Source organism: Streptomyces changanensis (assembly GCF_024600715.1).
In the GTDB taxonomy this organism is placed as follows: domain Bacteria; phylum Actinomycetota; class Actinomycetes; order Streptomycetales; family Streptomycetaceae; genus Streptomyces; species Streptomyces changanensis.
The window spans coordinates 5,962,009-5,986,644 of the sequence record NZ_CP102332.1 but is presented as its reverse complement, the minus strand read 5'-3'; the positions used below and the strand labels follow the sequence as shown (position 1 = coordinate 5,986,644).

Here is a 24,636-nt window from a genome sequence, read left to right as displayed (position 1 = left end):
GGAGAAGAGGAGGCGGGTTACCGCGAGCGGGCGGAGACCGGCGCGGGCGCCGCCGGCAGGGCCGCGGTGGGTTTGCGGACCTTCGGGAGGTCGGGCGCGCCGCCGGGGACGCGGTGCAGGCTCTGCAGGACGTCACCGAGAACCTGAGCGTGGGAGTCGCGGGTGGTGACGGCGTGGGCGAGGCGACGGGCGGCGTCGATGATGTGGCCGACGTCCACGGCCTCGATGGTGCGCTCGGGCGCGGTCAGGCGGTGCAGCTGCTCGGTGTGGAAGACGACGCCGCGGTCGGCGTACTGGAGGGCGTCGAAGCTGTTGAGGAGGGCGTAGCGCATGCTGCCTGGCTGGGCACCGGCGGCGAGTTCGGCGATCGGGCGGCCGTAGAGGGCCTCGATTCGCCCCCCGGCGGTCCGGGAGGCGGCGTACGGATCGGGCACTCAGCGGCCCCGGGCCAGCACCCCCGCCTCCACGGACGTGGCCGGTGGAGCAGGAGGAAGGCTGGTGGCCAGCGCGGGTGCCGGTCGGGCCGTCGGCGGCGGCATGGCGGACAGCAGTGAGTCCAGCGCACGGCGATAGCCGCGCCGGCCGTCCAGCGCGGCCTCCAACCAGTGCACATCGGACTGCAGGACCTCGGCCGACAACTGATCCAGATCGCCGTCCGGCGCCATGCTCGCGTGAACGCGGTCGCGGACCCGGACGACCTGCTCCTCGGCCAGGGCGAGGAAGGACCTCAACTCCAGGGCCCGGACGAGCGCGGGCGAGGCGCCCGGGCGCACGGCCCGCTCGTACAGGTCGGCCAGCGGGGCGCCGAAGATGTTCTCCAGGGCCTCGTCCTGGCTGCTGGGCTTCCGGGTGGTGGTCATCGTGCGACCCCCGAGATCCGGGCGGGCTGGGCCGGGACCGCAGCCGGGAGTGTGGTGGTCAGGCGAGGCACCGGGCGTGTCCGCATCTCCGGCTTCCCGGCCGGCACGTCGAGGAGGAACCGCAGTCGCTCCGCGCGGGCATCGCGCACTTCGACGGCCTCGTTCACCTGCTGGGCCAAGCCCATGACCGGGTCGTCGAGAATCTCGCCCACGGCGGTCTCGAGCGCAGCGAGGAGCGCGTCCTCGGTCTTCTCCACCGCGGACTGGGCCTGGGTGAGCAGGCCGTAGGCATGGACGACGTTGGTAGCGCCGGCGTGGGCGTGAGGTGCGGCCTTCACGGCCCGGGCGAGCTCGGGCAGCGTCATGGCGAAGTGCGTCTCGATCTGCTCGGCGAGCACGGCCACAATCTCGCCGTCGAGGAAGTCGGGGGTCTCGGACACGGAATGGTGCTCCATGGGAAGAAGACGGTGCAAGGCACGGCGGCTGCCGGGCGCAGGCGCTCGCGGCGGAGTTGCCCGGCGGCGGTTCAGCCGGGGATGCGCGGTGCACGCGTGACGGGCTGCCAGTCGCTGCCCGGCGCGGCGTGGATGGCGACGGCGAGGGGCGACACGATCCACGGCGCCGAACAGCCCGCGGGCGCCGGATCCGCGCGGGGAGGGGTTGCCGCGGGATCACCGACGAGGGCGGTGGCGGTGATGGCGGTGGGCGAGTGGCACACGGCGAAGGACTCCAGACCAGGCAGAACAGGAAGTACCGCCTCCACGGGCGTGGCGGCGACAGAGGCAAGGGTCCGGAGGATCCCCGGTTTCCGAAACCGGGGATCGCCCGATATATTGCCCCCTCTTCCGCCCGCCGCGGACGCCTCCTGCGTCAACTCGGGCCTGGCCACGGGCCTTACCGGCTCCTGCCCTGAAGGCCCGTTGATGCCGGCCGAACCGGCGCTGTCGCGCTGGTTCCTCGACGAGGGGCAGGCGCGGGAGGGCGCAGCGGGGGCGGATCGCCTTGCTGCCAGGCGTTCCACCAGGCGCGTGCCTCGTCGTACGTGGTGAAGCCGCCTTCGCGAAGGGTGTGGGCGCCGGAGGCCACGTCGTAGCTCTCCCACAGAATCCGGAAAGGAGCTTCGGCTTCCGGGCCGGGCGAGCGAAGCATCACTACGACCTGCGGCGATGCGCCGTCGTCCGTGTAGCTGTCGAGCATGGTGAAGCGGACGGCGTCGCGACGAACCCGGTTCTCCAGGGCGTGGGTGAGGGCGTCGGCGGCCACGTGCACGTCGGGAGGTTCGATGGCATCAGGTGGACAGCGCCGGGCGAGGAGCCACGACTCTGCCATGGCGAACAGCGGAAACTCCTGCGTGGCCACTTCAAAGGTACGAGCGTCCAGGTCTCGCGAGAGGTGCACGGCTCGAAGCTGGGGTGAGCCTGGGACGCCCCATGTGGCGGCCTGGTCATGAAGGATGAAGTAGCTGTTGGCCGGCGTGTGGTGTTCGGCCAGGACCTTGAGTTCTGGCGCGTCGACGCCGTAGAGGAGATCCCGGTGGCTGTCGTCGGCCGGCTCGAAGCCGTCTATCCCATAGTCGGGGCACTGATAGAGCAGGGCTGAGGCGCTTTCGCGAGGAGTGGTCGGGGCTGGGCAGATCGCGGACAGCTTCGGAGACGCCGGCCTCTCTCGCGCGGAGAGGTCGGCGAGAGGGGCACCGCGCTCCGGGGCAGCGACACGGACCTGGATGTCAGTCGAGGCACATGTACACGTCCCGGTAGACGTAGCTGCCGGAGACCCAGCCCTTCACGCCCGTCGTACGGTCCGTGATGTAGTGCCAGCCCCCGCGAGAGGAGTGCACGGTGAACCGGTGGCTGCGGTAGAGGACGCCGACGACGGAGGAGCGGGTCGTGGGGCTCTTGCGGATATTGACGGCGCTGGTGCCGATGGTCCACGGCCCGGGTCGGTCGCAGTCCCGCACGAGCGGGAGGGACGCCGGTGCGGCGGTAGCTGCGGCGGCGACGGTGGTGGTGGCGGGGATGGCGACGCTGGCGAGAGCGACAGCGCACAGGGCGGTGCGGGCGAAACGCATGGGGATCTCCTGAGGGTGGGAGGACACAGGGAAGGGAGGGTGCGCTGCAGTGGCAACGGTGCCGCCGGGGGCAAAGCCCCGGATGACCTGTTCGGGCCGGAGCCAGTGGGAAGGGTGGTCAGCGGCTGCGGGCCGGGGCCGGCCAGGCACCGACCGGGCGGGTTGGCGCGGGGGCCTGGGAAGCCGCCGGACGGCGGGAGCCGAGGAGCGCGGTGCGGCCGGTGTGGGTGAGGGTGACGGGCTGCCCCGCGATCAGGCTGCGGGAAGTGTCGCGGGCGACCAGGCCCTGGTGTTCGAGGCGCTGGTAGGCGGCGTAATCCACGATCCGTCCATGGGTGGTCCGTACGGACAGACGGTGGGTGTGCAGGTGCTCCCGCACGGTGCCGCCCGAGGCCAGTGAGAGCAGAGCGGCAAGATCGTGCGGGGTCAGCTCGGTGTGTGCCGGGACGGCAACGGGGGAAGCCGCGCGGACCGCGCCGAGCGCGCTGGCGGCGCGGTCCTGGTTCTCGTCGCGTTCGGCGGCTGCGTGAGCGAGGTTGGTCAGTGCCCGGCGCATCCGGTCGAGCAGGGCGGCATCAACGGGGTGGGTGCCGGCGGAGAGCTTCATCAGCACGTTCAGGTGGTATGCGACGGCTGTCTCTGCGAGCCCGAGGTCGCGGTGGGCTGCGGCCAGCGCCGCGCGCTCGGGGGTGAGCAGTCCGGCCTGGTGATCGTGGTGAAGGGCAGCGAGGTCTCCGACGGCTTGCTCGATCTCCCCGTCCAGGGCGGTCGGCGCCGCCGAGGAGGTCGACGCGGTCATCGGGCCGCCCGTCAGCAGGCGCAGTCGTCAGGGAGAGCGGCCAGGAGGGCGGTGCGCCGGTAGGACTTTCGGCGGCGGCCGTCGGGAAGGGTGATGTCGCGGCTGGCTACCTCGTAGGCGCGCAGCAGGGTGGCGAGGCGGGCCTGGGTGAGTTCGGCGTAGCGCCAGCGGCCTTCGGCGGTGCCGTTCATGGTGCGCAGGGCGGCGACGAGGTCGGCCGAGGCCAGGGCGTCCGGGCAGCCGTAGTCGTCGAAGACGGACAGGCAGGCGCAGACGACGCAGGGGGCGTTGACGCGCAGAGCACGGCGGGCTCCGTCCCCGGTCGCGGCCAAACCTTCGGAGATGTGGACCGGTTCCTTCTCGTCAGACGCCATGCCGGTGCAGCAGGTGTCGTCGCCGAGCAGGAGGCCCAGGTCACGAGCGACGTCGAGCCTGTCGATGAGCAGGTTCACGATGTCGTCCAGCTCGGCTTCCGCCTCGGCGTGGCTCCTCGGCTCGGGGCCGGCCAGTACGGCGCGCAGTTCCTTGTCGAGCTCGGCCTGTCGGTCCTTCACCTGCAGCAGCGTCTGGTGGTGCGGGTGCGGCGCGGGGACGGGATAGAGGGCATCGGTCAGCAGGCGCCCGATGAGGTCAGGCAGGCCGCTGGTGCGCCGGGGGGCGGTCAACGTCGGTTCCCCTTCGGGTCGGTGTCGGGCTTAGGCGAGGTGAACAGGTCCGCAGGCCGCCAGGCCGCGGGCGTCATTGCCGTGGAGGCGTCGGGCCTGGCGGACGGTGGCTTACGGCCCTGCATCTGGGGCGGGAGGGTGCGAGCCGCATGGGCGCGGGGGCCGACCGCGGGGCGTGGGCGGTGCACGCGGGCGCGGACGGTGTCGTAGATGTCCTGCCGAGCTCGGGGTCGGATGGCGACCACGTGCGCCTCGTGGTGGTGATGGGAACCGGGCGGGGCGTTTTGGAGGCGGTAGACGATCCGCCACTCGGACCTCTCGCCCAGGTAGAGCTTCCGGTATTCGCGCAGCTCGCCGGTGAGCGAGCCACCGGTGACGCGGGCCCGGACGACGTCCTCGATGAGGCCCAGGGCCCGGTCGCGGATGTCTCGTGGGAGTGCCCGCAGGTCGGTCAGCGCCTGAGGGTTGAACGACAGCCCGTACGCCGGCGGCGGCGTCACGGCGCGAGCCCGATGTCGTCCTGCGGGGAGGCGGAGGCGTCGCCCTCCTGCTGTGCCTCGGCCTCGCGGGCGATCGACCGCGCGGAGGGACCGGGGGCGCGCAGGAGGCGGTGCTCGGGCCGGTCGGGGTCGGTCTGGCAGGCGCTGAGCGGCCCGCCGGCCCCGCGGACGTGGGCCATGGCGTGGGTGAGGAAGTCGCGGTGCCAGACGAACATCCCGCTGGGCCCGGCCTCGGGGTCCTTGTGCTGCTGGTAGGCCATCCACAGGGCGTGCAGCCAGGCCACGACGTCGAGGTGCTCCTGCCACTGCGGGCACCAGGGCGCGGCGGTGGTGATCTCGGCGCCGTAGACGTCCATGAGGTGGTCGTCGACCCAGTCGGTCAGGGCGGCCAGCTCGTCCTCGAACTCCTCGCCCTCCAGTTCCAGGATGGGCTTGGGCTCGGGCGGCGGGGCCGGTGGGATGAAGGCCGGTATGCCGGGAATCCCGGCGTACGGCATGCCCGCACTCCGCGGATCGGCTGAAGGCGCGGCGGCCAGGCTGTCGATCATGCGGGCCTGTTCGGCAGACCGGTCCAGAAGTTTCCGCACGGACGCCTCGATGGATTCGAGGTCGGCGTCGGGAAGACGGACCGGTTCCATTTCCCCGCCGACGCGGGTCTGGGGGGATTCGGACACGAAAAGGGGTCTCCTTGCAGCGAGAGCCGGTAACTCAGCAACCCCGATGGTCCGGAGAATCCCCGGTTTCGGAAACCGGGAATCCGCCGCTATATTGCGCCCGCCATCGAAGGAACAGTGGCCGGCGGACCGGCCTGGCTCAGGCAGTGAGGGCGAAGTCCTCCTGTGACGTGGTCTGCTGGACGGTGTCAGTCAGCCGATCGGCGGCGACCGCGGCGTATTCCTTGGTCTTCTCGATGCCGATGAACTGCCGTCCTTCGAGTAGCGCGGCCACTCCGGTGGAGCCGGATCCGGCACAGAAGTCCAGGACCGTTCCTCCCGGCGGGCAGATCTTGACCAGCTCGCGCATCACGGAGACCGGCTTCTGGGTGATGTGCCGGCGCTCCTTGCCCGAGGGCTGCGAGGCGCTGTAGAGGCCGGGCAGGTAGACCGGGTTGGCGGCGGCGTCGATCCTGCCCTTCGCTCCCCAGACGATGAACTCACAGTCCTGCCGGAACTTGCCCTTCTGCGGGCGAGCCTGCGGCTTGTGCCAGGTCAAGACGCCGAGCCACAGCCAGCCGGCGGCCTGGAGAGCGTCCGTGGTCGCCGGGAGCTGGCGCCAGTCGGTGAACAGCAGCGCCGTGCCACCGGTCTTCGTGGCGCGGTGAGCCTCGGTCATGAGCTGCGTCAGCCAGAGGGTGTACGAGCGCTGGTCCATGTTTTCGCCGGTGAAGTCCGGCAGCGCGTGCTGGGCGTCTGCCGAGACGTACTTCTGCCGGGCTGAGCGGCTAGTGCGCTCCTTCGCGGTCCGGCCGCCCGAGTTGTACGGCGGGTCGGTGATGACGGAGTCGGCACAGCCGTCGGGCAGGGTCGTCAGGACGCTCAGGGCGTCGCCCTGGTGAAGGGAAAACGACAAAAGGGGGCCCCATTCGGGAGAGGGATACGGGAGGAAGGGCTCCAGACCGCGCCATGGCTCACAAGGGAAGGACGGTGAGCGCGCGGGGAGGCCAAAACTGTAGGGCACGATCCCCGGTTGGGAAGCATCGCCGCCGAAGCCGCCCGGAATTCTCAGCAGTTCCGGCGGCGATTTCGGTGACCGGGGATTCGGGCTTACTGTCTTGTCACTGCCCGGCGGATACCGCTGATGGCGCCACTCTCCCCCCTTCCCTCTCCTGCCCAGGAGGCCCCTGTGTTCCGACCGTGACCCCGCACGTGCTCCGCGCCGCCACGTGTCCTCTCCCGATCGCCGCAGACCGGAGGCACCTCCATGTACCGCCCCTGACGCCCAGCCGCTCTCCGCACCGTCGCCGCTCCAGCCACACCAGGAGGTCCCGCTGATGTTCCGCCCGTAACTCCCCTCGCCCAACTGGGTGCGTGAGGCAACACGCGCCCAGCCCGGGCCCGCCCGGATCCACCCCTCCGGCCGTACGGCCCTTCCTCCCGCACACCGTGCGGCCGGAGGCCCACCCCCGAGGACTCACCGTGACCCGTCCCGCTCCCATCCCAGGTGACCGCTCCGCTGCCCGCCGGCCGGAGGCCGCCCGCGAGTGAAGGGCATCGCCGCCACGATCGGCGTGCTCTGCCTGTCCCCACTACTCCTTGCCGGCACGGCCGTCGTCGCCGCGGCCGGCGACTCCTCGGCCACCACCACGGCCTCGTGCGACGCCGCCCCGGTCGACACCGCCGCTGTCCAGCAGCAGGTCGCCGCCGTACTCGGCGGCTCCGGCGCCAAGGACCTGCACATCGCGGGCCTCGAACTGCCCGACGAGCAGATCCCCCACGCCCGCACCATCGTCGCCACCGGCATCACCCTCGGCGTCCCCGAACGCGGCCAAGTCGTCGCGCTGGCCACCGCGATCCAGGAATCCCGCCTGCGCAACCTCGCCTACGGCGACCGTGACTCACTCGGCCTGTTCCAGCAACGGCCCAGCCAGGGCTGGGGCTCCCCCGCACAGATCCGAGACCCCGTGTACGCCAGCACGAAGTTCTACAAGGGCCTGCTGAAGGTCGCCGGCTGGCAGCAGATGACGATCACCCAGGCCGCGCAGGCGGTCCAGCTCTCCGGCTTCCCCGATGCCTACGCGCAATGGGAGACGCTCGCCCGGGCCCTGCAGAAGGCCATCGTCCCCACCCTCAAGACGCCCGGCCGCCCCGCGGGCGACGGGCCCGATCGGCCGGCCGACTCCTGCTCCCCGCTCGACGACGGCAACGCGATCGGCCCGATCCCCGAAGGCGCCGTCCCCAAGGGCTATGCGATCCCCGGTGACGCCGACCCCCGCGCAAAGAGGGCCCTCACCTGGGCGATGCACCAGCTCGGCACCCTGTACCAGTGGGGCGGCACCTGCCGCGCACCCCACGGGCCGGACCCGATGGGCCGCTGCGACTGCAGCTCGCTGACCCAGCAGGCGTACAAGGCCGCAGGCGTCACCCTGACCCGTACCACGTACACACAGATCGGCGAGGGCCGCGCCGTCGCACTGGGCCAACTTCGCCCTGGAGATCTGGTGTTCAGCCGAGGTACACCGGCCCGGCCCGAGCATGTCGGCCTGTATGCCGGCCACGGCCTCGTCATCGAGGCTCCGCGCACCGGCAAGCCGGTCCGGTTCACGGCGCTCGCCGACTACGCCGCCCACAGCGCGCGCCGGGTCCTGTGACACCGCTCCGCCCGGCGAGCCCATGAGGCGCCGGGCGGACCGGGCCGCCCTCGCGCCCCAGAGCACCACCTCTCTCTCCTTCCTTCCCGTTCCCGGCACGGGCCACCGAGCCGTGCCCGCACAAGGAGCGCACCACCATCTCCCCCGTCTCCCTCACCGCACTTCCGTACGACCATCTCCTGCTCGCCTTCGACCCCGGAGTCTCACCGAAGGGCGGCGGTCTGCCGGGCCTCGAAGTCCTGCGCACCGTCGTGAACAGCATCAATCTGTTCGGCATCGTGGCCGTGGTCGGCGCACTCGCCGTCAGCCTCGGTGTGTGGGCCTGGGGCCACCACAGCGGTGGCCACCAGGCCGAGGCCAACGGGAAGAAGGGCGCGATCGTCAGCGCCGGCGCCGCCCTCGGGCTGGGCGCCGCCAACGGGATCGTGGCGTTCTTCTCCGCCCTCGGTTCTCAGGTCCGCTGATGCGGAAACGTTCCCTCGATGCGATCGGCATCGGCTGGCGGCCTTCCCGCCGCCTGCTCGTCGTGATCGGTGCTCTGGCCGTCCTGCTCGTTCTGGCCGGAGCGGTCGCCTGGTGGACGGGCAACGGCAAGCACGCCGGTGACACGCCGCCGAAGCCGGCCCCGTCCGTCTCGGACTCGCCCACCGGCGCTTCTCCCACCCGATCGGCCGCGGGTGACCGCACGCCGGCCGTGCCGGGGCCGTCGCCGATCTCCGACCCGCTCGCCTTCGCCCGGGCCAGTGCGGTGATGCTGTGGACCTTCGACGCCCGCACCACCAGCCACGCCGAGCAGCTCGCCGGCATGCGCGCCTGGATGACGCCGGAGTCCGCGTACGCGGACTGGGACTCCGTCCAGTCCCAGGTCCCCGACCCGGTGCTGTGGTCGCGACTGAAGGACAACGGCCAGCACGCCACCGCCACCGTCTCCGAGGCGCACTTCCCCTCAGCGTTCAAGCAAGCCCTCACCGACGACCCGGCCGCGATCACACAGGCGTACATCTACGCCGTCACAGTCCGCGGCAAGACGCAGCTCGCCTGGACGGGCGGCGGGTCCGGGGCTGAGGACCGGCAGATCACGCTCGCCGTCCAGTGCCGGCCCGGCACGGACTGCCGCCTGGTTGCCATCGCCCCGCGCGTCGCCCCGTAGCCCCTCCCCTACCTCCCGAAAGGACGCCCGACGTGGGCTTCTGTGACCTGCCCCTCGCCGGTTCCATCTGCGACGTAGGCGACGCGATCGACTTCGCTTCCGATCCCGTCGGCGCGATCGGGGACTGGATGGTCCAGAGCGCCGGCGACGTCGCCGCCGCGGCGGCCGACCTCGCCGCCAAGGCCATCGACCGCACCACCAGCATCGACCTCGGTGCGGCCTGGTTCCGCGACAACTACGAGACCATCCTCCCCATCGGCCTCGTCGTGCTCGTCGCCACCTTCTGCGCCCAGCTCGTCAGAGCCGCCATCAAACGAGACGGCCAAGCCCTCGTCCAGGCTCTGACCGGCACCGCCTCGGGCGTGCTGTTCGCGTTCTGCGCGATCACCTTCACCACCGTGGCCATCGAGGTCGTCGACGCCCTGTCCGACGGGCTGTTCGCCGCGGCCGGCACCGACATCTCCTCCGCGGTCCGCAGAATCGTCAAGGTCTCCCAGATCGGTGCCGTCGCCGGACTGGGCTGGCTGGTCGCCGTCGTCGCGGCCCTCGCGAGCGCGGTCGGAGCGTTCCTGTTCTGGTGCGTGATGATGGTCCGCAAGGTGGGCATCCTCATCCTGGTCACGCTCGCGGTCTTCGCGGGAGCAGGCGGCGGGTGGGAGGTCGCCCGACGCTGGCGCCGTGGCTGGATCGAGGCCACCGCCACCCTCGTCGTCTCCAAGCTGCTGATGACGATCATCTTCGTGCTCGGCATCTCCGCGCTCGGCAACGCCGACAGCAAGGACGGAGTGGCCGCCCTCGCGGACGTCGCGGCAGGCATGGTGATCATGCTGCTCGTCCTCCTCTGCCCCTACATGGTCTTCAAGTTCGTGCACTGGGCGTCCGAGGGAACCGACGGCGAGGCGATCCACCGCGCCGGTGGCGCCGGAGCGTCGATGGCCCGCCAGCACGCCGAGAACGCCGGACGCAAGGCCGCAGCAGCAGCCGCGACCGCCGGAACCGGCGGCGCTGCGGCAGCCGGCGCCGGAGCGACTGGTGGGGCCCAGGCCGCCGGCGGTGGAGGATTCCCCGGCGACATCGCCGCCAACCCGACAGGCGGGATGAGCATGGACAAGGGCGGCTCGGACGACTCCTCCGGCGGTGGTCTGCAGGATCTGCTGCAGCAGGCCGGGCCCCCGCAGTCCCAGAACGCTTCCCCTGCCAACGGCCAGGACGGCGGCGTGCCGAGCTGGAGCGGAGGCAGCACGGACACCGCTGGTGCCGGGCAGCAGACCGGCTGGGACCACGGTGTCCCGTCCGACCCGATGCCTCCGGCCCACGGCTCGCCGTCCACGAGCGACGGTGCCGCACAGCCCGGCTCTCCGGCCGGCCTGTAGTCCCCCGCCCGCGCCCGCCCCAGGCAGGGCCCGCCGCCCCGCGCGGTGCGCCCTGCCCCGGGCCCGACCCGTCCCGGAAGCGATCGTGTCCTCCGAAGTCCTCCCGCTCACCGTCAAGTTCCCCACCAGGTCCCGGCGGGGCATTCTGCTCGGCCTGACCCTCCCCCAGCTCGTCCTCGTCTCCTCGGCGCTCGCGCTGCTCCTGGTCACCGTCGTGGCCGCGGGTCTGGTTGGTGCCATCACCCTGACGCCCCTCTGGATCGCCACCGCAGTCCTGGTCGGTGTGCGGCGCGAAGGCCGGTCCCTGATCGACTGGGCCCCGCTCGTCGCCCGCTACACGCACCGCCGCCGCACAGGACAGACCCTGTGGCGGGCCCGCCCCGTTTCCCGACCGAAGGTCGAAGGGCTCCTGCACCTGCCCGGCGCGACCGCCTCGCTGCGAGTCGCCACCGCCGACTCCGGCGCCGCCGCCGTCCACGACCCCCACGGCCAGACCCTGACCGCCGTCGCCCGCGTCAGCTCCCGCGCCTTCGCGCTGCTCGACCCGGCCACCCAGAACTCCAACGTCGCCGCATGGGGCCGGGCCCTCGCCGGCATCGCCCGCACCGGGCACGTCGCCACCGTCCAGGTGCTGGAGCGCACGGTGCCCGACTCCGGCGACAGCCTCGCCCGCCACTGGGCCGAGCACGGCAACCCCGAGGCTCCCGTCGCCGGGCAGATCTACTCCGCACTCGTCGACTCCGCAGGCCCGGCCGCCGCCCCGCACGAGGCGTACCTGGCCATCGCGTTGGACCTGAAGGCCGCCAAGCGCCTGATCAGCCAGGCCGGCGGGGGCCTCGGCGGGGCCTTCACCGTCATGGAGCAGACCACCGCGGCCATCGCCCAGGCTGCCCGCACCGCTGGCCTCACCGTCACCGGGTGGCTCGGCGCCCGCGAGATCGCCGCTGTGCTGCGCACCGCCTACGACCCGGCCGCCACCGCCCGCCTGCAGCAGTGGTCCTCCACCGGCCGGGCCGAGGCCGACCCGGGTGCCACCGGGCCGGTCGCCCAGGTCGAGGAGCCAGACCGGCTGATCACCGACAGCGCCCGGCACGCCACGTACTGGATCGAGAACTGGCCCCGCACCGAGACGAACGCCGGCTTCCTGCACGGGCTGATGTTCAGCACGGGCGTCCGCCGCGTCTTCTCCCTTATATACGCACCCCAGGGCATCGAGTCCGCCCTGCGCGACGTGCAGCGCCGCAAGGCCGCGATCATCGCGGACGCCTCAGAGCGCCAGCGCCGGGGCCAGGTCGACTCCGAGGCCGACAGCGTCGAGTACGCCGACGTCAAGATCCGCGAGAAGCAGCTCATCTCCGGCCACGCCGATGTCGCCCTCACCGGATTGCTCACGGTCTCCGCCGACACCGACCAGGCCCTCGACGCCGCCTGCGCCCAGATCGAGACCGCCGCCGCCAGCGCCCAAGTCGACCTCCGACGCCTCAAGTTCCAGCAGGCCGACGCCTTCACCGCCAGCGCTCTTCCGCTCGCCCGCCACACCCTCTGACCGGTACCCCGCCCTCGCGGCTCCCCTCCCAGTGAGAAGACGATGTCCCCCGACGACCGCCCCGGTGGCCCGACCACCGGCGACGCGCACCCGTTCCTGCGGGCAGCCACCGCCGGCCTGCGCCACCACACCCGCACCCAGGCGCCGGACGAGGCCGCCAGGCCAGCCGACCGGCCCCACCTCGACACCCTCCACGCCCACCTCACCGCCCTGCACCGCCTGGTCGACCAGCTCGCCGAGCACACCCGCCCCGAACGGCCCGCCGCCGGACGGCAACTGGCCACCGCGCACACCCGCCTGTGGCAGGCCGCCGACTCCGTCCACGCCGCATTCCACCTGCTGCCCGCCGACGACGGCGAGTGCCGCCCCGAGCGGCTCCCCGCAGGACCACCGGTCCTGACCATCTGCCAGCGCCACCTCGCCGCCGTCCACGCCGTACGGCGCAAGACCACCGCCGCCGACCTCGCGTCCTGACCTCACCGACCGGAAGCGAACCGTGTCCCACCGCCGCGCCAGCGCGACCCCCCTGTTCACCCCGCACGGCATCGACCGCGCCCAGCGCCGCGCCCTGCGCAAGCAGACCGCCCGCGCCGAAGCCCGCGCCCGAAGCGCCGCTGGCGCCACCACCGACCAGCAGCCGGTCGAAGCCCCCTTCCCCGAGGCCGTCTACCCGCCCGCCGGGCGGCCCGGGCCCGCCTCCGCCCGCGGCAGCCGCCTCAAGCTTCCGGCCCACCGCATGACCACCGCCGTCGCGAGCGCCGCCTACCCCTTCCTCGCCGAAGGCGGCCTCGGGGCCGACGGCATCTACATCGGCCGCGACCTCCACGCCGAGGGCAGCTTCACCTTCGACCCCTTCTCCCTGTACGGCCGCGTCGAAGGGTTCACCAACCCCAACGTGCTGCTCGCCGGGGTGATCGGACAGGGCAAGTCGGCGCTCGCCAAGAGCCTGGCACTGCGCTCCGTCGCCTTCGGCTATCGGGTGTACGTGCCGTGCGACCCGAAAGGCGAGTGGACGGCCGTCGCCCAGGCACTGGGCGGCGCCTCCATCGCCCTGGGCCCGGGCCTGCCCGGCCGGCTCAACCCGCTGGACGCGGCACCGAGGCCGGCGTCGGTGCCGGAGGCGGAGTGGGAGGGAGAAGTCCGCAAGCGCCGACTGCTGCTCCTCGGCTCCCTGGCCCGCACCGTCCTCGGCCGCGACCTGCTGCCCATGGAGCACACCGTCCTCGACGTCGCACTCGACGCCGCGGTAACCCGGGCGACCGACTCCGGCCGCCCGCCGCTTCTCGGCGACGTCGCCCACGCGCTCGCCGACGGGCCCGGCCTCGAACTGGCCGGCGGCCTGCTGTCCGGACGCCTCGGGGATGCCGCCCGCGACCTCGCCCACGCCATGCGGCGCCTGGTCTTCGGCGACCTGGCCGGCATGTTCGACGCTCCTTCCACCACGGTCTTCGACCCATACCGGCCGATGCTGTCCATCGACCTCTCGCGCCTGGGCGGCACTGACGACGCCGCACTCGTCCTGGCCATGACCTGCGCGTCGGCATGGATGGAAGCCGCTCTCACCGACCCCCACGGCGGCCGGCGGTGGGTGGTCTACGACGAGGCGTGGCGCCTGATGCGCCACCCGGCCCTCCTCATGCGCATGCAGGCCCAGTGGAAGCTCTCGCGCGGCCTGGGCATCGCCAACCTGATGGTCATCCACCGCCTGTCCGACCTGCTCTCCGCCGGCGATGCCGGCAGCCAGAGCCGCGCGCTGGCCGAGGGCCTCCTCGCTGACTGCAGCACCCGCGTGATCTACCGCCAGGAGACCGACCAGCTCGCAGCAGCCGCTGGCCTGCTCGGCCTGACCTCCGTCGAGACCGGGGCTCTGTCCCACCTCACCCGCGGGCGCGGCCTGTGGAAAGTCGCCGGACGCTCGTTCGTCGTCCAGCACCAACTCCACCCGGCCGAACTGCAGCTGTTCGACACCGACGCCCGCATGCACTGAAGCGTCCACGGGCTGCTGGCTTCCGCAGTACGCCCCACATCGGGCCGCCACACGCGACAACAGAGCCGCGATCACCGAGACAGTCAGGAGCCCCATGGGTACACCGAGCTTCGTCGCCCGCCCCACCGACCCTGCGACGGGCAGCCGATTCCGAGGGGTCTATTGCCTCTTCGACGGTTACCCGGACCACCAGTTGCCGCTCCTGCTCGGGGCTCTGCGCTACCGGTTCGCCGGTGATCTCGATGCCCTGCGCCGGCATCTGCTCGACGCCCCGCACGACTGGCAGGGCCTCGGGGTCGACCTTCTCGAAGGTGCGCCAGACCATGTACTGAAGCAGCTCGACCCCCACGCGGAGCGCTTCCCGAGCATGCCCCTCACCGATGTCTTCACTCCGAGCGGGGAGCCCGCCGAGCCCATCCCGATCACGGAACGCAGCACCGGCGGCGACCTGGAATGGGGCTACATCCTGCACGACCAAGGCATCGAGGTCATCGCCCTGCCCTGGTACGACCGCGGTCCGCTCGTCAGCTGGAGCACCTCGCCGCTCGCCCGGATCCACAGCGCGCCGCTGCTGTGGGCCCCGGACAAGCCCGCTCCCGTCCAGGCCCCGCGCACAGGACTGACGCTCGTCAAGCCGCCCGGCCCGGCCCCCGCGTCACCCGCCCGGCGGCCCACCCGCTGACCACCCCGACCACAGGAGATTCCCTGTCCACCCCACAGATCACCGTCGTCATCGCCACCCAGCTTCGCCCCGACCGACTGCCCTACCTGCAGGAGATGCACGCGAGCCTCGCGCGCCAGACCGTGCCGTGGGAAGCGGTTCTCGTCCTCGACGGCGCCGACCCCGACCGGCTGCCTCCCACGATCGCCGCTGACCGGCGGGTCCGGACCCTGGCTCTGCCCCGCCCGGTCGGTGCCGCCTGCGCCCGCAACCTCGGCTTGAGTGAAGTGCGGACGGAGTTCGTGAACTGGGCAGACGATGACGACGTCCTCCCCGACTGGAGCCTGGGCGTACGGCTCGACGCATTCACCGACCGGCTCGGGTGGGTCGCCGGGTACAGCGAGGACCTCCTGCCGGACGGCACCACCCGCCTGTGGGAGTGCCCGACGCCGCCCGGCTTTCACGACGCCGGCGATGTCGTCACCTACTGGCCACGCCCGCAGGACACCATCCCGATCGGGCCCACCACCATCCTGGCCCGCACCCGTCTGATGCGCGCGGCAGGCGGCATGGGCGGCCTCGTCCAGGGCGAGGACTACATGGCGGCCGTCGGCGTCACCGCCCTGGCCCCCGGCGTCCTGCTGCCCCTGCCCGTCTACAAGTACCGCAAGCACGACGGGCAGATGACGCAGGGCGCGCGGTACGACGAGCTGGAGCTCGCCGCCCGGCGCCACGCCCACGCCTTCGGACACGCCCTGCGCAACACCTTCGTCGCGGCCCGGGCCGCGTGACCATGGCCGACCGTACGCGAGAGCAAGAGCAGCGGCGCCCCGACGCCGAGATCATCCTCTCCACCAGTGCGTCCGTCGGCCTGGTCGCCATCCCGGTCGGCGAGCAGTACAGGTGGGCGGACACGGCCCTGCTCGTCACCAACGGTTTCGAGCGGCACAACAACGGCGTCCACGTGCTGCGCGAGCTGAAGGCGATGCCTCAGGTGATGCCCGCCCTCGCCCGCGCCGCACGACAACACCGCGTCGTCCTGACCGCGAGTCCACGCCCCTACCTCGGGGACTACGCGCACGAGCTGGTCACCCACCTCCCGGGAACCTGGAGGGCGAAGGTCGAGGTCTACGCCCATCCCGTGTGGCAGGAGGACTGGATGCCCCTGCTGTGGGACAGCGGTGAGCTGACCGAGGCGATGGAGCACCGCCGGATCCCGTACGGAGCCGTCCTCAGCGACGGTGCCGGAACGGAACTGCTCCTGATCGAGCACCCCGGCAGCGCCCGCGCGTACCTGCTCGGGGCCTGCGCGACCAGCACCTTCGACGACAACTACCAGAACCCCTACGCACCCAAGTCCGTCACACTGCCCGCGTTCGCCCGTCTGGCGACCTCCCAGGTGGCGACGGAGTTCCTCCCCGCGTACGAGCGGGCCCTGCACGAACGCCTGCTGGCCGCGGTCGAGGCCGGCCACGCCCGACTCCACGAGATCCACCGCTCCCAAGGCGGGGGAGACGTCACCAGCCAGAACCTCGAGGGGGCCACCACCATCTTCCGGCGGCTGCGCCCCCACGCCGCGCACCTCCTCGACCGGGCCCGCCGAGCCCCCGTCTCGAACCCCGAGGACTCCGTAGTCCTGGACCGGCTGCGCAGTCTGCTCAACCCGGCCGGCACGAGCGGCAATCCGCGCCCTTCGGTGTTCGTCCCTCCCCGGCCGCTCACGCCGGCCTCGGCCGACGAGGTCGACCAGTGGCTCGCTGACGGACCCACCCTCCTGAAACATGCCCGGACCGCCCGGCCATCGGCACCGGTTTCCGGCGTGCTCCCGGCACTCGCTCCTGCTCCGCGCTCCCTCGCCGCTCCGGAACGGATGCCCCTTCGGCCCCGGTGACCGTCCGACGCCTCTCGCCCCCTCGCACTTGAGGACGCACATGCCCCCGCACTTCCACTTCGGCCTTCACTCCGAGCACGGTGTCGTCGCCCGCCCGACGACCGCGATCACGCCGCAACTAGCCCACTGGTACCTGACTCGAGAGCAGTTCGAACCGGTACCCGGCAGAACGGGCCTGTACCGGCTCACCAGCCCGGACCAGGACGCCCGACGACGCGGCCGACAGGCCGTCCACGACCTCCGCCGGCACGGGTTCACCGTTCAAGCCGACATCAGCCTCGACCCGGCGCAGTCCGCTCCACCGCCCACTCCTGCGCGGAGGAACGGCCTGGCCGAACGCCGGACCCGCATCGCCCAGGCGGCAGCGGGCCGTTCCACTCAGCACCACGCCAGCATCGCACCCTCGATCACCGCGCAGTCGCCCGGCGCTGGCGCCCCGCCCATGGCCGCGGCCGGCCGGAGGCGATGACCGTGGCCGACGACACGATCGAGATCGCGCGCCGCGGCCAGCGGCGAGGTCGACGTCGCCGGCCCGCTGGACGAGCTCGCCGTCGCGCTGCTCAAGCGGGCAGGGTTCCTGACCGAACCGACGCTGCGCGGGCTGTGGGTCCGGCTTCCCTTCGACATGGGCAGGTCCTGGGAGAACGAACGCGGTCGGTGGGCCGCCGAGATGCTCGGCGCCGCCCGGTACCCCGTCGTGCTCGACGACAGCCTGCGGCCGACCTCTGCCCACAGCCCCCGCGCCCGTGCGCCGGCCCTTCGAGCCGCCCCACCCCGCCGCCGCTGAACCACGTCCCGGAGTACACACTGACTTCCGCCCCCGACGAGATGGAGCCCGCGCACGTACTGCGCAGGCCGTATGTCGCGCGGCTTCTGGCGGGCACGATGATCGCGCGCCTGCCCACCGGCATGGCGCCTGTCGCGCTCCTGCTCCTGGTCGCCGACCAAGGCGGGGCGCTGTCGACGGCAGCCCTCCTGTGCGCCGCGTACGGGCTGGCCTCCGCGCTCGGGCAGCCAGCCCTCGGACGCCTCGTGGACCGCCATGGACAGACGGCCGTGACCTGTGCCGCGACCCTCTGCACCAGTATCGCGTTGCTCACCCTGCCCCACCTCGACGCAGCTGACCAGAAGGTGCTGTTCGCCGGGGCGGTCCTCCTCGCCGGTGCAGCGACACCGCCGATGGAGGCGAACCTCCGGGCGCTGTGGCCGAGCGTGCTAACCGATCCGGCACAGCGCAGAGCCGCGCTCGCCCTCGACACCGGATCACAGGGGCTGATCTTCATCGCGGGCCCACCGCTGGTCGCCGCCCTCACCGCGGTCACCGGCCCGAGTACCGCCTTGTCCGCGACAGCCGTCCTCGGCTTGGCCGGAGCCGCGGTCGTCCTCACCTCCGCTCCTTCCCGGCGCTGGCGTCCGGTCGCGACCGCGCCGTCCGGCTTCCTCGGGCCGCTGCGCTCGCCGGGGTTGGCCGCCCTCTTCATCGCCCTGACGGGGACCGGTGTCGCCCTCGGCGCCCACACCGTGTGGGCGGTCTCGCTCGCCGAGCGCACCCAGACCGCTGCCCTGTCCGGGCTCGTTCCCGCCGCACTGTCCGTGGGCAGCCTCATCGGCGGCGCCCTTTACGGACGTCGGGCCTGGCCCGGCAGCATCACCGTCCAACTCCTGATCTCCTCGGGAGCATTCGCCGCCGGCTGGCTGTCGCTGCTCGCCCACCCCGGTGCCCTCGCGGCCATCGGCGTCTCAGCGTTGCCGGGCTTGTTCCTGACCGCCCTGGTCACCAGCTCGTTCCTGACTGTGGACGCCCACGCCCCGGACGGAACCGTCACCGAGGCGTACGCCTGGCTGATCGCCGCCATCGGCATCGGCCAGGCCGCGGGCACCGCCCTCGCCGGCCCGCTCGCCGCCCACACGCAGCTCGGCGCCGGGCTCCCCGCCGCAGGCGCGCTGTTCACCCTCGCCGTACTCCTCCCCGCGCGCCGCCGGATCCACGTGCCCGGGCCCCCCGTACGACGGGGCCGGCACCGCCGTGTCCCGGCACACGCCGCCCGGCCGGCCTGACCACCACCACCGCCTCTCACACAAGGAGACCTTCATGGCTGTCCCCACCACGTTCGAGATCGTCCACAGCTGTGGACACACCATCACCCATGACCTGGCGAGCCGCTCGGCCGACCAGCGGGCCGGTTACGCCCGATGGCTCGCGGCCCGTCAGTGCACCGACTGCTGGCGTGCCGCCCACCAGGAGGACGTCGTCAGCACAAAGGAGTGGCTCGCGCAGAAGCGCGCCGAGGAGGAGGCCGCCGCCACGCACTGGGCGGCACAGTTCGACATGCCGCCCCTGGAAAACCCCGAGTCGATCCTGGGCTGGGGCGCGCGCAGCCGGCATCAGCTCGTGACCCGCGCCTACACCGAACTCGTCACCGAGGGAACGTGGGATGAAGCCGACTGGGCGGAGCTGGAGGAGCAGATCCGGCTGGTAACCCGGGCCGGGTGGTGGGTCGACCAGCGTGATGCCGTGGGCGCCGATCTGCCCGAGCTCCTGGACGCCGCGAGCGACCGTGACCGGCCCACGGAGAACCCGTTCCGGTAGGCGCGCGGCGCGCAATATAGCGGCGAAGTCCCGGTTTCCGAAACCGGGGATTGTCCGGACCCTTTGTCTTCCACCGCCACACCCTGCGCCTCTGTGGAAGGACCCGTCCGTGACCGAGACCCGCCCCGTGTACCTGCCGCCCGATCCGATCACTCCGGAGCGGGAGATCACCCACGCCCACTTCCGGCCTGGCGAGCATGTCGTGATCCTGAAGGGCGCGGCAGAGGGGCAGCTGTGGGGCGACGCGATGAAGGTCGTCACGCCGTCGTGGCACACGCCGACCGACGAGGACGGCTGGCGGCTGCTCGATCCAGACGGCGGCGACCGCTCCTACATCACCGCCCATCCTCGCTACATGGTGCACCTGTCCACTCGGTGTCCCGAGTGCCTGGTGCACCAGCAGGCGCTGCGCGAGTACCTGGTGCCGCGCGTCGGAACTGCCGAGGAGCCGGTCGACTGCCGCTGGTACTCCCTGACCGCGCTCAACCAGCTCGTCCACGTCGCCGACTCAGGGCGATAGCGCCGGCCGCCGGCTCACCTACGGCGACAACAGGCGCCTTTCCCTCCCCCCTTCTTCATCCGGACCTTCGGTCCGGCAGCGAGCGAGAGCATGATCATTCACGTCAACCGGCGCGGCATCAACGCCGTCGACGCCCTCGCCGACGCGCTCGGCCGCCCCCTCAGCCAGGATGAGGGCCTCACCACCGAGCCCGGCGGCAGCGTGGTGGCCCACTGGGAGCAGCTGGACCGATACACCGACGAGAGCCGGACCTGGACCACTTCGGAGTGGGCTCAGCACCTGGCCGACCCGCTGCGGGAGCGCCCCTTCGCCGCGCGCCGGCACGCGATCCTCCATCTGTCAGTAAGACTGCACCCGCTCGACCGGGAGCTCTCGCCCGCCGAGTGGTCGGAGATCGCGCACCGTCTGGCGCGTACGGCAGGTCTCGCTCCGCCGAACGACGACCGGGCCTGCCGTTGGATCGCCGTACGGGACGAGCCGACCCGCATGGATCTGATCGGCAACCTCCTCCGCGTGGATGGCGACTGGGCGGCCACTCCCCGCCGCCTGGCCCTGGTCCTGGAGACTGAGGCGCGGCAGCTCGAGAGCGACCTCCTCCTTCACACCCGGCATCCCTCCGCGGAGGATAAGGTCGCCACCCCACAGGCTGTTCTCGCGCCGCCCTCGGTGCCGACCGCGACCAGCCCGCTCGCCGGCATCCTGAACCAGCTCGCGGCCGAGCAGGCCGGGCCGATCGCGACGGTTCGGCAGCTGATCGAGCAGGTCGGACGTCAAGCCGCCGCCCTTCCCGGGCACGAGGCCGCGGCAGCCGGCCGGGACCTGTTCTGGGCGGCCCGTCGACTGCACGGTGTGCAGGAGCAGCTGGGCGAGATCGCCGCCCGCCTCGCCCGCGCATCAGAAACGGACCCGAGCCCGGCGGGCCTGCCCCCGCGGGCCCCTGCCCAATCCGCAGCGGTGAAGCGGTGAGCGCGACGGACACATGCCCCGGGCAGAGCGTCACCATCGTGCGGGATCCGGCGACCGGGCTGATCACTGCGAGCGGCGGGGACGGCCTGGCCCACGGCATCCTGGAGCGCAGCTTCTTCTTGCAGGAGAGGCACGGGGTCACATGGCACCGGCTGTCCCCCACCGTCTCTCCTGAGGATGAACGGACCGTCGCCCGAGTGGCCGTGGCACGCCTCCAGGCCGCCGGATACCAGGTTCTCGCCGACGCAGAGTTCGCCTGGGACGGCACCGAAGCCCGCTGCGTGACGACGGGCCGTGAGATCGAGAACCTCGCCGGCCGGGTCCGCGAGGCCACCTCCGTGGACGAGCTCACCTACGAGCTGGCGGAACTCGCCGCCACGCACGACGGGATCATCGCCTCTCTCGGTCATGTCCTGCATGCGCTCGCGGATGTCTACGACCGGCTCAGCGGACCGACCGATCCACGCTGGGGCATCCAACTGCGCAGCTTCGCCGAGCACGAACTCCGCCTCCTCGCAGCGCAGCTGCAGAGCGTGCGTACCAACCTCGCCGACCGCAGCGCGCCCCCTGACCGACGCGGACCTCACACTCCGCCACCCGCGCCGCCGTCCCCTCCAACATCTACCGCCTCCGGACGGATCCGATGACTTTCCCCGCACCCTCATCGAGGAGCCCATGCCCACCCCCCGATCCCTTCCCATCGACGACAACCGCGACCTGGAGTCGTTCGCCGCCGTCCTCGCCGACGCCCTGCCCGGCACCTGGACGGTCGAGTACCACCAGCACCAGTGCCACGACGACCAGTTCAATCACGCCGAAGACGTCTGGGACCTCAACCTCGTCAGCGGCGCCGTTGCCGAGTTCGTCCTGGGTGAGGATGCCCACCTCACCCGGCAGGACGGCGCCCGGCTGTACGTCACGATCCGTCCACTACATGAGGACGAGTTCCTCGTCGCGGCCATCGCTCCCACCCGAGACGTCGCCGCCGAGGCGTTCGAGGGGGTCCGTGAGCCCGAGGGGATCGCTGTGCCGGCCGACCCTGAGCTCGCCGCCCACGCCATCGACGCCGATCTCCTGCCCCGCTACGACATCGCGCTCGCCCAGGTCCGCCACGCCGCCATGAACCCGCCGCAGCCTGCTCCGCGTCCCGACACGATGGTCATGATGACCTGGCGGGACGACGGCTCCCTGGCCGCCACGACGACAACCCGGCCCGCCGCCGAAGTGCTGCTCGCCGAGGGCTTCGTGTGGGAGACCGCCTCGAACGCGTACGTACTGACCGGCGACGACACCCGCGCCCAGGGCCACGCCGTCCAGGCGGCCGGTGCCCGCCTCGCCCGCCTCGGCATCGGCACCGCCCTGCGGACCGCACACCGCTCCTCGACCGACATCGCCCTGCCCGCGCCGCAGCCGGGCGCCCGGGCCGTCACCCGCACCCGGTGACGCCGGCGCCGCGCACCCGCTCGTCCGTCCCTCCGCTCGACGCCGCCCGCGCCTCGCCGTCTTCCTCCTGCGCCGCTACCTGCGCGCAGCGGTCATCAAGGCCGGCGGCGGGCCCGACCGTTCCCCTGCGGCGCCGGTCGCGTCCTCGGGGCCGCCCACTCCCGTCCACCGCCGCAGCCGCTGACCACCGTCGCAGGCTGCGGACAAACGCTTCGGATCGCCCATGAACCCACCTGTGACCGACGACGCCCTCTGTACCTCCATCACCCAGCACCTCGAACAGCTCACCGCCCGCCTGCGGCGGGCAGACGCACAGCAAGCCGCACAGATCCTGGCCCGGGCCGTCGACATGGAACGCGGCATTCTCAGCAAGGTCCATGACCTCGTGAGTGCCGGCAGCCGGGCCTCCCGGAACCACGCCGCAGACGGATCGTTCCCGGCGGAGGCGTGGCTGGCGCTCGGACGTGCCGCCAACACCCTGGCCAACCTCACCATCGACCTCGAACAGCACCAGGAAGTCTTCGAGAAGATCGGCAAGCAGCCCCCGGCCCCGGCCACCGCACCGCCGAAGGCCACCGCGTTCGTGGCCAGAGGACGGCACCGGTGAGCAAGCAGCAACGGCAGTGGCCCGGCTGGGGTGACCCGCGGGCCGCCCAGCAGCACTACCTGATCGAGCCCCGCTACCTGGCCGGCGGCGGCGACCTGCGGCACGTCACCGAGTACCTGCGCGCCTCCGGCTGGACGGACAACACTCCCCGGTCCTCCGCCGCCCTCGTCTTCGACTCCCCGGACAAGACGGTCCGTGTCGCCTATCAGCCGCCGGGCGGCTGGCAGATCCACGGCGCCGCCCAGGGCCAGCAACCGGCCTGGCAGGTGACGCTCTCCGCGCAGGCCCCGGTCGAGATCGTCTCCGGCCTCACCGACGCGCTGACCAAGGCCCGCTCCGCGCACGCCCCGAACGTGTGGGCGCCGCTCTCCGAGCGAGGGTGGTCCACCGACACCGGCCAGGAGCACACCGCCGTCAGCCCCAACCGGGACGCCTTCGTCCAGTACGTCAGCACCGGACCGCAGCACTGGTGGATCGGCGCCCGCAACGAGCACGGGCCCGTCTGGAACCTCCAGGCGACCTCGACCACCCCCCTGTATCTGCTGCAGGGGCTGACCGAGGCCCTGGTCGACCCCGATCCGGTCATGCGCCCGCGCGGCCACGTCCCACCGAGCAACCGAATCCGCAGGACCTCCGTCTCCGTGCTCCCCGACCAGCTCCACGCCTGGCAGCAGGCCCGCATCACCGCGGCCCGCGCCGCCACCTGGGGCCGGAACTGGGTCGCGTCCCGGACCCGGACCCCCGCCCCCGCCCGCGTCGCCCGCAGCCGATGAAGGCGACCGTCGTCCCGGAGCCCTTCATGACCCACCCCATCACGTACCGACCTGTCATCCGGGTTGCCCAGAGACGTGCTGCCTGGGTGCGCGTCTCTCTACCTACCGGAGCGGTCGCATGGCCGTAAGCCGCGCCCAGCGGGCGTCATACGCTGACGACCACCGCTCAAAGATCCCCTTCCACACCTCACCCCGGCACCTCGCCGGTCCCGGCGACCCCCGGCACGTCACCCACGCCCTGCTCACCGCTGGCTGGAGGATCGCCTCCGCCCCCGGCGACCCCCGCACTGTACTGACCGGTCCCGACCACGCCCGTCACCAGCTCGTGCTCGATCCGTTCGCCGGCTCGTGCTGGCGGATCCAGCCCGCTGACTGGTCCTGGTACGCCTCCTTCGACCGCATGGTGCCCGCCGAGATCATCGCCGGATTCACCGACCGCCTCATCGACACGCCGCGCCAGACCGACCCCGGTCCATGGCAGCTGATGGAGAAGGCGGGATGGACCATCGAGCAACGGCCCGATGGAACGCGCGAGGCCGTCTCACCTGACCTCCACCCGCTGCGGACCGAGCTCGTTCCCATCGGGAAGACCACCCTCGAACAGCCGGCCTGGCACATCGAAGCCCAGCCTCAGTACGGCGGCGCGCGTCTGTGGCACATCTGGATCAGCGGCGCCGTCCCCGACCACCTCATCACCGGCCTCGTCGAGCAGCTCGTCTCCACCGCGCCCGTCGTACGCGGCATGCACGACACCGAGAGCCACGGTGCCCAGCAGAAGCCGAGCGGCTTGTCCCCCGAGCAGGTCCTCGAAGCGCACTTCGCCCGACTTGAGGCCCTCACCCGCGCCGAGCGCCGCACGCGCCTCGCGGCGTCTCTGCCGAGGCCCCTGCCGAGCGCGGCGCCACGGTCCGTATCCCCCCGCTGAAATCC

At 72.2% G+C, this 24,636-nt stretch carries 31 protein-coding genes; 20 read left to right on the top strand and 11 right to left on the bottom strand.

Features of this window, described 5'->3' with window-relative positions:
* Nucleotides 1-17: 17 nt before the first annotated feature.
* The 4 genes from NRO40_RS26170 to NRO40_RS26155 all read right to left on the bottom strand — a co-directional run bounded on the left by NRO40_RS26170 (nucleotide 18) and on the right by NRO40_RS26155 (nucleotide 2,258).
* The gene (locus NRO40_RS26170) at nucleotides 18-434 is read right to left on the bottom strand and encodes a hypothetical protein (RefSeq protein ID WP_058942144.1); all 417 of its coding nucleotides are present in this window, start codon (nucleotides 432-434) and stop codon (nucleotides 18-20) included.
* The gene (locus NRO40_RS26165; protein ID WP_058942145.1) at nucleotides 435-860 is read right to left on the bottom strand and encodes a hypothetical protein; all 426 of its coding nucleotides are present in this window, start codon (nucleotides 858-860) and stop codon (nucleotides 435-437) included. It lies immediately after the preceding gene.
* On the bottom strand, nucleotides 857-1,315 hold the full coding sequence (locus tag NRO40_RS26160) for a hypothetical protein (RefSeq protein ID WP_257375519.1): 459 nt from the start codon (nucleotides 1,313-1,315) through the stop codon (nucleotides 857-859). The genes NRO40_RS26165 and NRO40_RS26160 overlap by 4 nt, the downstream gene beginning before the upstream one ends.
* A 439-nt stretch (nucleotides 1,316-1,754) precedes the next feature.
* On the bottom strand, nucleotides 1,755-2,258 hold the full coding sequence (locus NRO40_RS26155; protein ID WP_157901830.1) for a hypothetical protein: 504 nt from the start codon (nucleotides 2,256-2,258) through the stop codon (nucleotides 1,755-1,757).
* 48 nt (nucleotides 2,259-2,306) lie between these two features.
* Between NRO40_RS26155 and NRO40_RS26150 the strand changes: the two genes are divergently transcribed.
* Nucleotides 2,307-2,459, top strand: coding sequence for a hypothetical protein (locus tag NRO40_RS26150; RefSeq protein WP_157901831.1), 153 nt, complete (start codon nucleotides 2,307-2,309; stop codon nucleotides 2,457-2,459).
* A 127-nt stretch (nucleotides 2,460-2,586) separates the two neighbouring features.
* Here NRO40_RS26150 and NRO40_RS26145 read toward each other — a convergent pair whose 3' ends face one another.
* The 6 genes from NRO40_RS26145 to NRO40_RS26120 all read right to left on the bottom strand — a co-directional run bounded on the left by NRO40_RS26145 (nucleotide 2,587) and on the right by NRO40_RS26120 (nucleotide 6,461).
* On the bottom strand, nucleotides 2,587-2,928 hold the full coding sequence (locus tag NRO40_RS26145; RefSeq protein ID WP_058942148.1) for an SH3 domain-containing protein: 342 nt from the start codon (nucleotides 2,926-2,928) through the stop codon (nucleotides 2,587-2,589).
* A 118-nt stretch (nucleotides 2,929-3,046) separates the two neighbouring features.
* Nucleotides 3,047-3,727, bottom strand: a complete 681-nt coding sequence (locus NRO40_RS26140) for a hypothetical protein (protein WP_058942149.1) — start codon at nucleotides 3,725-3,727, stop codon at nucleotides 3,047-3,049.
* A gap of 11 nt (nucleotides 3,728-3,738) precedes the next feature.
* The gene (locus tag NRO40_RS26135) at nucleotides 3,739-4,392 is read right to left on the bottom strand and encodes a DUF3631 domain-containing protein (protein WP_058942150.1); all 654 of its coding nucleotides are present in this window, start codon (nucleotides 4,390-4,392) and stop codon (nucleotides 3,739-3,741) included.
* Nucleotides 4,389-4,892: a type II toxin-antitoxin system RelE family toxin gene (locus NRO40_RS26130; protein WP_058942151.1), complete on the bottom strand. Its 504-nt coding sequence runs from the start codon at nucleotides 4,890-4,892 to the stop codon at nucleotides 4,389-4,391. The genes NRO40_RS26135 and NRO40_RS26130 overlap by 4 nt, the downstream gene beginning before the upstream one ends.
* On the bottom strand, nucleotides 4,889-5,566 hold the full coding sequence (locus NRO40_RS26125) for a DUF4913 domain-containing protein (RefSeq protein WP_058942152.1): 678 nt from the start codon (nucleotides 5,564-5,566) through the stop codon (nucleotides 4,889-4,891). The genes NRO40_RS26130 and NRO40_RS26125 overlap by 4 nt, the downstream gene beginning before the upstream one ends.
* A gap of 139 nt (nucleotides 5,567-5,705) precedes the next feature.
* Nucleotides 5,706-6,461, bottom strand: coding sequence for a DNA-methyltransferase (locus NRO40_RS26120; protein WP_058942153.1), 756 nt, complete (start codon nucleotides 6,459-6,461; stop codon nucleotides 5,706-5,708).
* Between the two features lie 631 nt (nucleotides 6,462-7,092).
* Between NRO40_RS26120 and NRO40_RS26115 the strand changes: the two genes are divergently transcribed.
* The 10 genes from NRO40_RS26115 (at nucleotide 7,093) to NRO40_RS26070 (ending at nucleotide 16,807) form a co-directional block, all read left to right on the top strand.
* On the top strand, nucleotides 7,093-8,199 hold the full coding sequence (locus NRO40_RS26115; RefSeq protein WP_058942154.1) for a C40 family peptidase: 1,107 nt from the start codon (nucleotides 7,093-7,095) through the stop codon (nucleotides 8,197-8,199).
* 179 nt (nucleotides 8,200-8,378) lie between these two features.
* On the top strand, nucleotides 8,379-8,663 hold the full coding sequence (locus NRO40_RS26110) for a DUF6112 family protein (protein ID WP_408057097.1): 285 nt from the start codon (nucleotides 8,379-8,381) through the stop codon (nucleotides 8,661-8,663).
* Nucleotides 8,663-9,349 (top strand): flagellar basal body-associated FliL family protein, encoded by a 687-nt coding sequence (locus NRO40_RS26105; protein WP_079047043.1) that lies wholly within the window; start codon nucleotides 8,663-8,665, stop codon nucleotides 9,347-9,349. The genes NRO40_RS26110 and NRO40_RS26105 overlap by 1 nt, the downstream gene beginning before the upstream one ends.
* 32 nt (nucleotides 9,350-9,381) lie before the next feature.
* Nucleotides 9,382-10,722: an SCO6881 family protein gene (locus NRO40_RS26100; protein ID WP_058942156.1), complete on the top strand. Its 1,341-nt coding sequence runs from the start codon at nucleotides 9,382-9,384 to the stop codon at nucleotides 10,720-10,722.
* Nucleotides 10,723-10,807: 85 nt separating this feature from the next.
* Complete coding sequence (locus NRO40_RS26095) at nucleotides 10,808-12,268, top strand: SCO6880 family protein (protein ID WP_058942157.1); 1,461 nt, start codon at nucleotides 10,808-10,810, stop codon at nucleotides 12,266-12,268.
* Nucleotides 12,269-12,310: 42 nt separating this feature from the next.
* Nucleotides 12,311-12,742 carry a DUF6238 family protein gene (locus tag NRO40_RS26090; protein WP_058942158.1) on the top strand — a complete coding sequence of 144 codons (432 nt, stop codon included), beginning with the start codon at nucleotides 12,311-12,313 and terminating at the stop codon, nucleotides 12,740-12,742.
* A 22-nt stretch (nucleotides 12,743-12,764) separates the two neighbouring features.
* Entirely contained in the window at nucleotides 12,765-14,255 is a 1,491-nt protein-coding gene (locus NRO40_RS26085) for an ATP-binding protein (RefSeq protein WP_058942159.1), read from the top strand.
* Nucleotides 14,256-14,349: 94 nt separating this feature from the next.
* Nucleotides 14,350-14,937 carry a hypothetical protein gene (locus tag NRO40_RS26080; protein WP_058942160.1) on the top strand — a complete coding sequence of 196 codons (588 nt, stop codon included), beginning with the start codon at nucleotides 14,350-14,352 and terminating at the stop codon, nucleotides 14,935-14,937.
* A 38-nt stretch (nucleotides 14,938-14,975) separates the two neighbouring features.
* Nucleotides 14,976-15,707 carry a glycosyltransferase family 2 protein gene (locus NRO40_RS26075; protein WP_257375586.1) on the top strand — a complete coding sequence of 244 codons (732 nt, stop codon included), beginning with the start codon at nucleotides 14,976-14,978 and terminating at the stop codon, nucleotides 15,705-15,707.
* Nucleotides 15,708-15,709: 2 nt separating this feature from the next.
* Nucleotides 15,710-16,807 (top strand): hypothetical protein, encoded by a 1,098-nt coding sequence (locus NRO40_RS26070; protein WP_058942162.1) that lies wholly within the window; start codon nucleotides 15,710-15,712, stop codon nucleotides 16,805-16,807.
* Nucleotides 16,808-17,185: 378 nt separating this feature from the next.
* Here NRO40_RS26070 and NRO40_RS26065 read toward each other — a convergent pair whose 3' ends face one another.
* Nucleotides 17,186-17,371 carry a hypothetical protein gene (locus NRO40_RS26065; protein ID WP_157901832.1) on the bottom strand — a complete coding sequence of 62 codons (186 nt, stop codon included), beginning with the start codon at nucleotides 17,369-17,371 and terminating at the stop codon, nucleotides 17,186-17,188.
* A 264-nt stretch (nucleotides 17,372-17,635) separates the two neighbouring features.
* On the opposite strand from NRO40_RS26065, the gene NRO40_RS26060 reads away from it, so the two are divergent.
* The 9 genes from NRO40_RS26060 to NRO40_RS26020 all read left to right on the top strand — a co-directional run bounded on the left by NRO40_RS26060 (nucleotide 17,636) and on the right by NRO40_RS26020 (nucleotide 24,631).
* Nucleotides 17,636-18,865: an MFS transporter gene (locus tag NRO40_RS26060; RefSeq protein ID WP_058942164.1), complete on the top strand. Its 1,230-nt coding sequence runs from the start codon at nucleotides 17,636-17,638 to the stop codon at nucleotides 18,863-18,865.
* Nucleotides 18,866-18,899: 34 nt separating this feature from the next.
* The gene (locus tag NRO40_RS26055; protein ID WP_198549334.1) at nucleotides 18,900-19,397 is read left to right on the top strand and encodes a hypothetical protein; all 498 of its coding nucleotides are present in this window, start codon (nucleotides 18,900-18,902) and stop codon (nucleotides 19,395-19,397) included.
* Nucleotides 19,398-19,506: 109 nt separating this feature from the next.
* Nucleotides 19,507-19,917, top strand: coding sequence for a hypothetical protein (locus tag NRO40_RS26050; protein WP_058942165.1), 411 nt, complete (start codon nucleotides 19,507-19,509; stop codon nucleotides 19,915-19,917).
* Between the two features lie 90 nt (nucleotides 19,918-20,007).
* Nucleotides 20,008-20,883: a hypothetical protein gene (locus NRO40_RS26045; protein WP_058942166.1), complete on the top strand. Its 876-nt coding sequence runs from the start codon at nucleotides 20,008-20,010 to the stop codon at nucleotides 20,881-20,883.
* Nucleotides 20,880-21,530 carry a hypothetical protein gene (locus NRO40_RS26040; protein WP_058942167.1) on the top strand — a complete coding sequence of 217 codons (651 nt, stop codon included), beginning with the start codon at nucleotides 20,880-20,882 and terminating at the stop codon, nucleotides 21,528-21,530. The genes NRO40_RS26045 and NRO40_RS26040 overlap by 4 nt, the downstream gene beginning before the upstream one ends.
* A gap of 28 nt (nucleotides 21,531-21,558) precedes the next feature.
* Entirely contained in the window at nucleotides 21,559-22,326 is a 768-nt protein-coding gene (locus NRO40_RS26035; protein ID WP_058942168.1) for a hypothetical protein, read from the top strand.
* A gap of 235 nt (nucleotides 22,327-22,561) precedes the next feature.
* Nucleotides 22,562-22,933: a hypothetical protein gene (locus tag NRO40_RS26030; RefSeq protein ID WP_058942169.1), complete on the top strand. Its 372-nt coding sequence runs from the start codon at nucleotides 22,562-22,564 to the stop codon at nucleotides 22,931-22,933.
* Entirely contained in the window at nucleotides 22,930-23,706 is a 777-nt protein-coding gene (locus tag NRO40_RS26025) for a DUF317 domain-containing protein (protein ID WP_058942170.1), read from the top strand. The genes NRO40_RS26030 and NRO40_RS26025 overlap by 4 nt, the downstream gene beginning before the upstream one ends.
* Before the next feature lie 118 nt (nucleotides 23,707-23,824).
* The gene (locus NRO40_RS26020; protein ID WP_058942171.1) at nucleotides 23,825-24,631 is read left to right on the top strand and encodes a DUF317 domain-containing protein; all 807 of its coding nucleotides are present in this window, start codon (nucleotides 23,825-23,827) and stop codon (nucleotides 24,629-24,631) included.
* Nucleotides 24,632-24,636 lie beyond the last annotated feature (5 nt).

Bases quoted from the DNA above. Each gene is read 5' to 3' on its own strand.
- NRO40_RS26020 (WP_058942171.1), top strand. From the start codon at position 23,825: ATGGCCGTAAGCCGCGCCCAGCGGGCGTCATACGCTGACGACCACCGC.
- NRO40_RS26140 (WP_058942149.1), bottom strand. From the start codon at position 3,727: ATGACCGCGTCGACCTCCTCGGCGGCGCCGACCGCCCTGGACGGGGAG.
- NRO40_RS26150 (WP_157901831.1), top strand. From the start codon at position 2,307: ATGAAGGATGAAGTAGCTGTTGGCCGGCGTGTGGTGTTCGGCCAGGAC.
- NRO40_RS26070 (WP_058942162.1), top strand. From the start codon at position 15,710: ATGGCCGACCGTACGCGAGAGCAAGAGCAGCGGCGCCCCGACGCCGAG.
- NRO40_RS26060 (WP_058942164.1), top strand. From the start codon at position 17,636: ATGGAGCCCGCGCACGTACTGCGCAGGCCGTATGTCGCGCGGCTTCTG.
- NRO40_RS26090 (WP_058942158.1), top strand. From the start codon at position 12,311: ATGTCCCCCGACGACCGCCCCGGTGGCCCGACCACCGGCGACGCGCAC.
- NRO40_RS26045 (WP_058942166.1), top strand. From the start codon at position 20,008: ATGATCATTCACGTCAACCGGCGCGGCATCAACGCCGTCGACGCCCTC.
- NRO40_RS26160 (WP_257375519.1), bottom strand. From the start codon at position 1,315: ATGGAGCACCATTCCGTGTCCGAGACCCCCGACTTCCTCGACGGCGAG.
- NRO40_RS26145 (WP_058942148.1), bottom strand. From the start codon at position 2,928: ATGCGTTTCGCCCGCACCGCCCTGTGCGCTGTCGCTCTCGCCAGCGTC.
- NRO40_RS26035 (WP_058942168.1), top strand. From the start codon at position 21,559: ATGCCCACCCCCCGATCCCTTCCCATCGACGACAACCGCGACCTGGAG.
- NRO40_RS26080 (WP_058942160.1), top strand. From the start codon at position 14,350: ATGGGTACACCGAGCTTCGTCGCCCGCCCCACCGACCCTGCGACGGGC.
- NRO40_RS26105 (WP_079047043.1), top strand. From the start codon at position 8,663: ATGCGGAAACGTTCCCTCGATGCGATCGGCATCGGCTGGCGGCCTTCC.
- NRO40_RS26055 (WP_198549334.1), top strand. From the start codon at position 18,900: ATGGCTGTCCCCACCACGTTCGAGATCGTCCACAGCTGTGGACACACC.
- NRO40_RS26165 (WP_058942145.1), bottom strand. From the start codon at position 860: ATGACCACCACCCGGAAGCCCAGCAGCCAGGACGAGGCCCTGGAGAAC.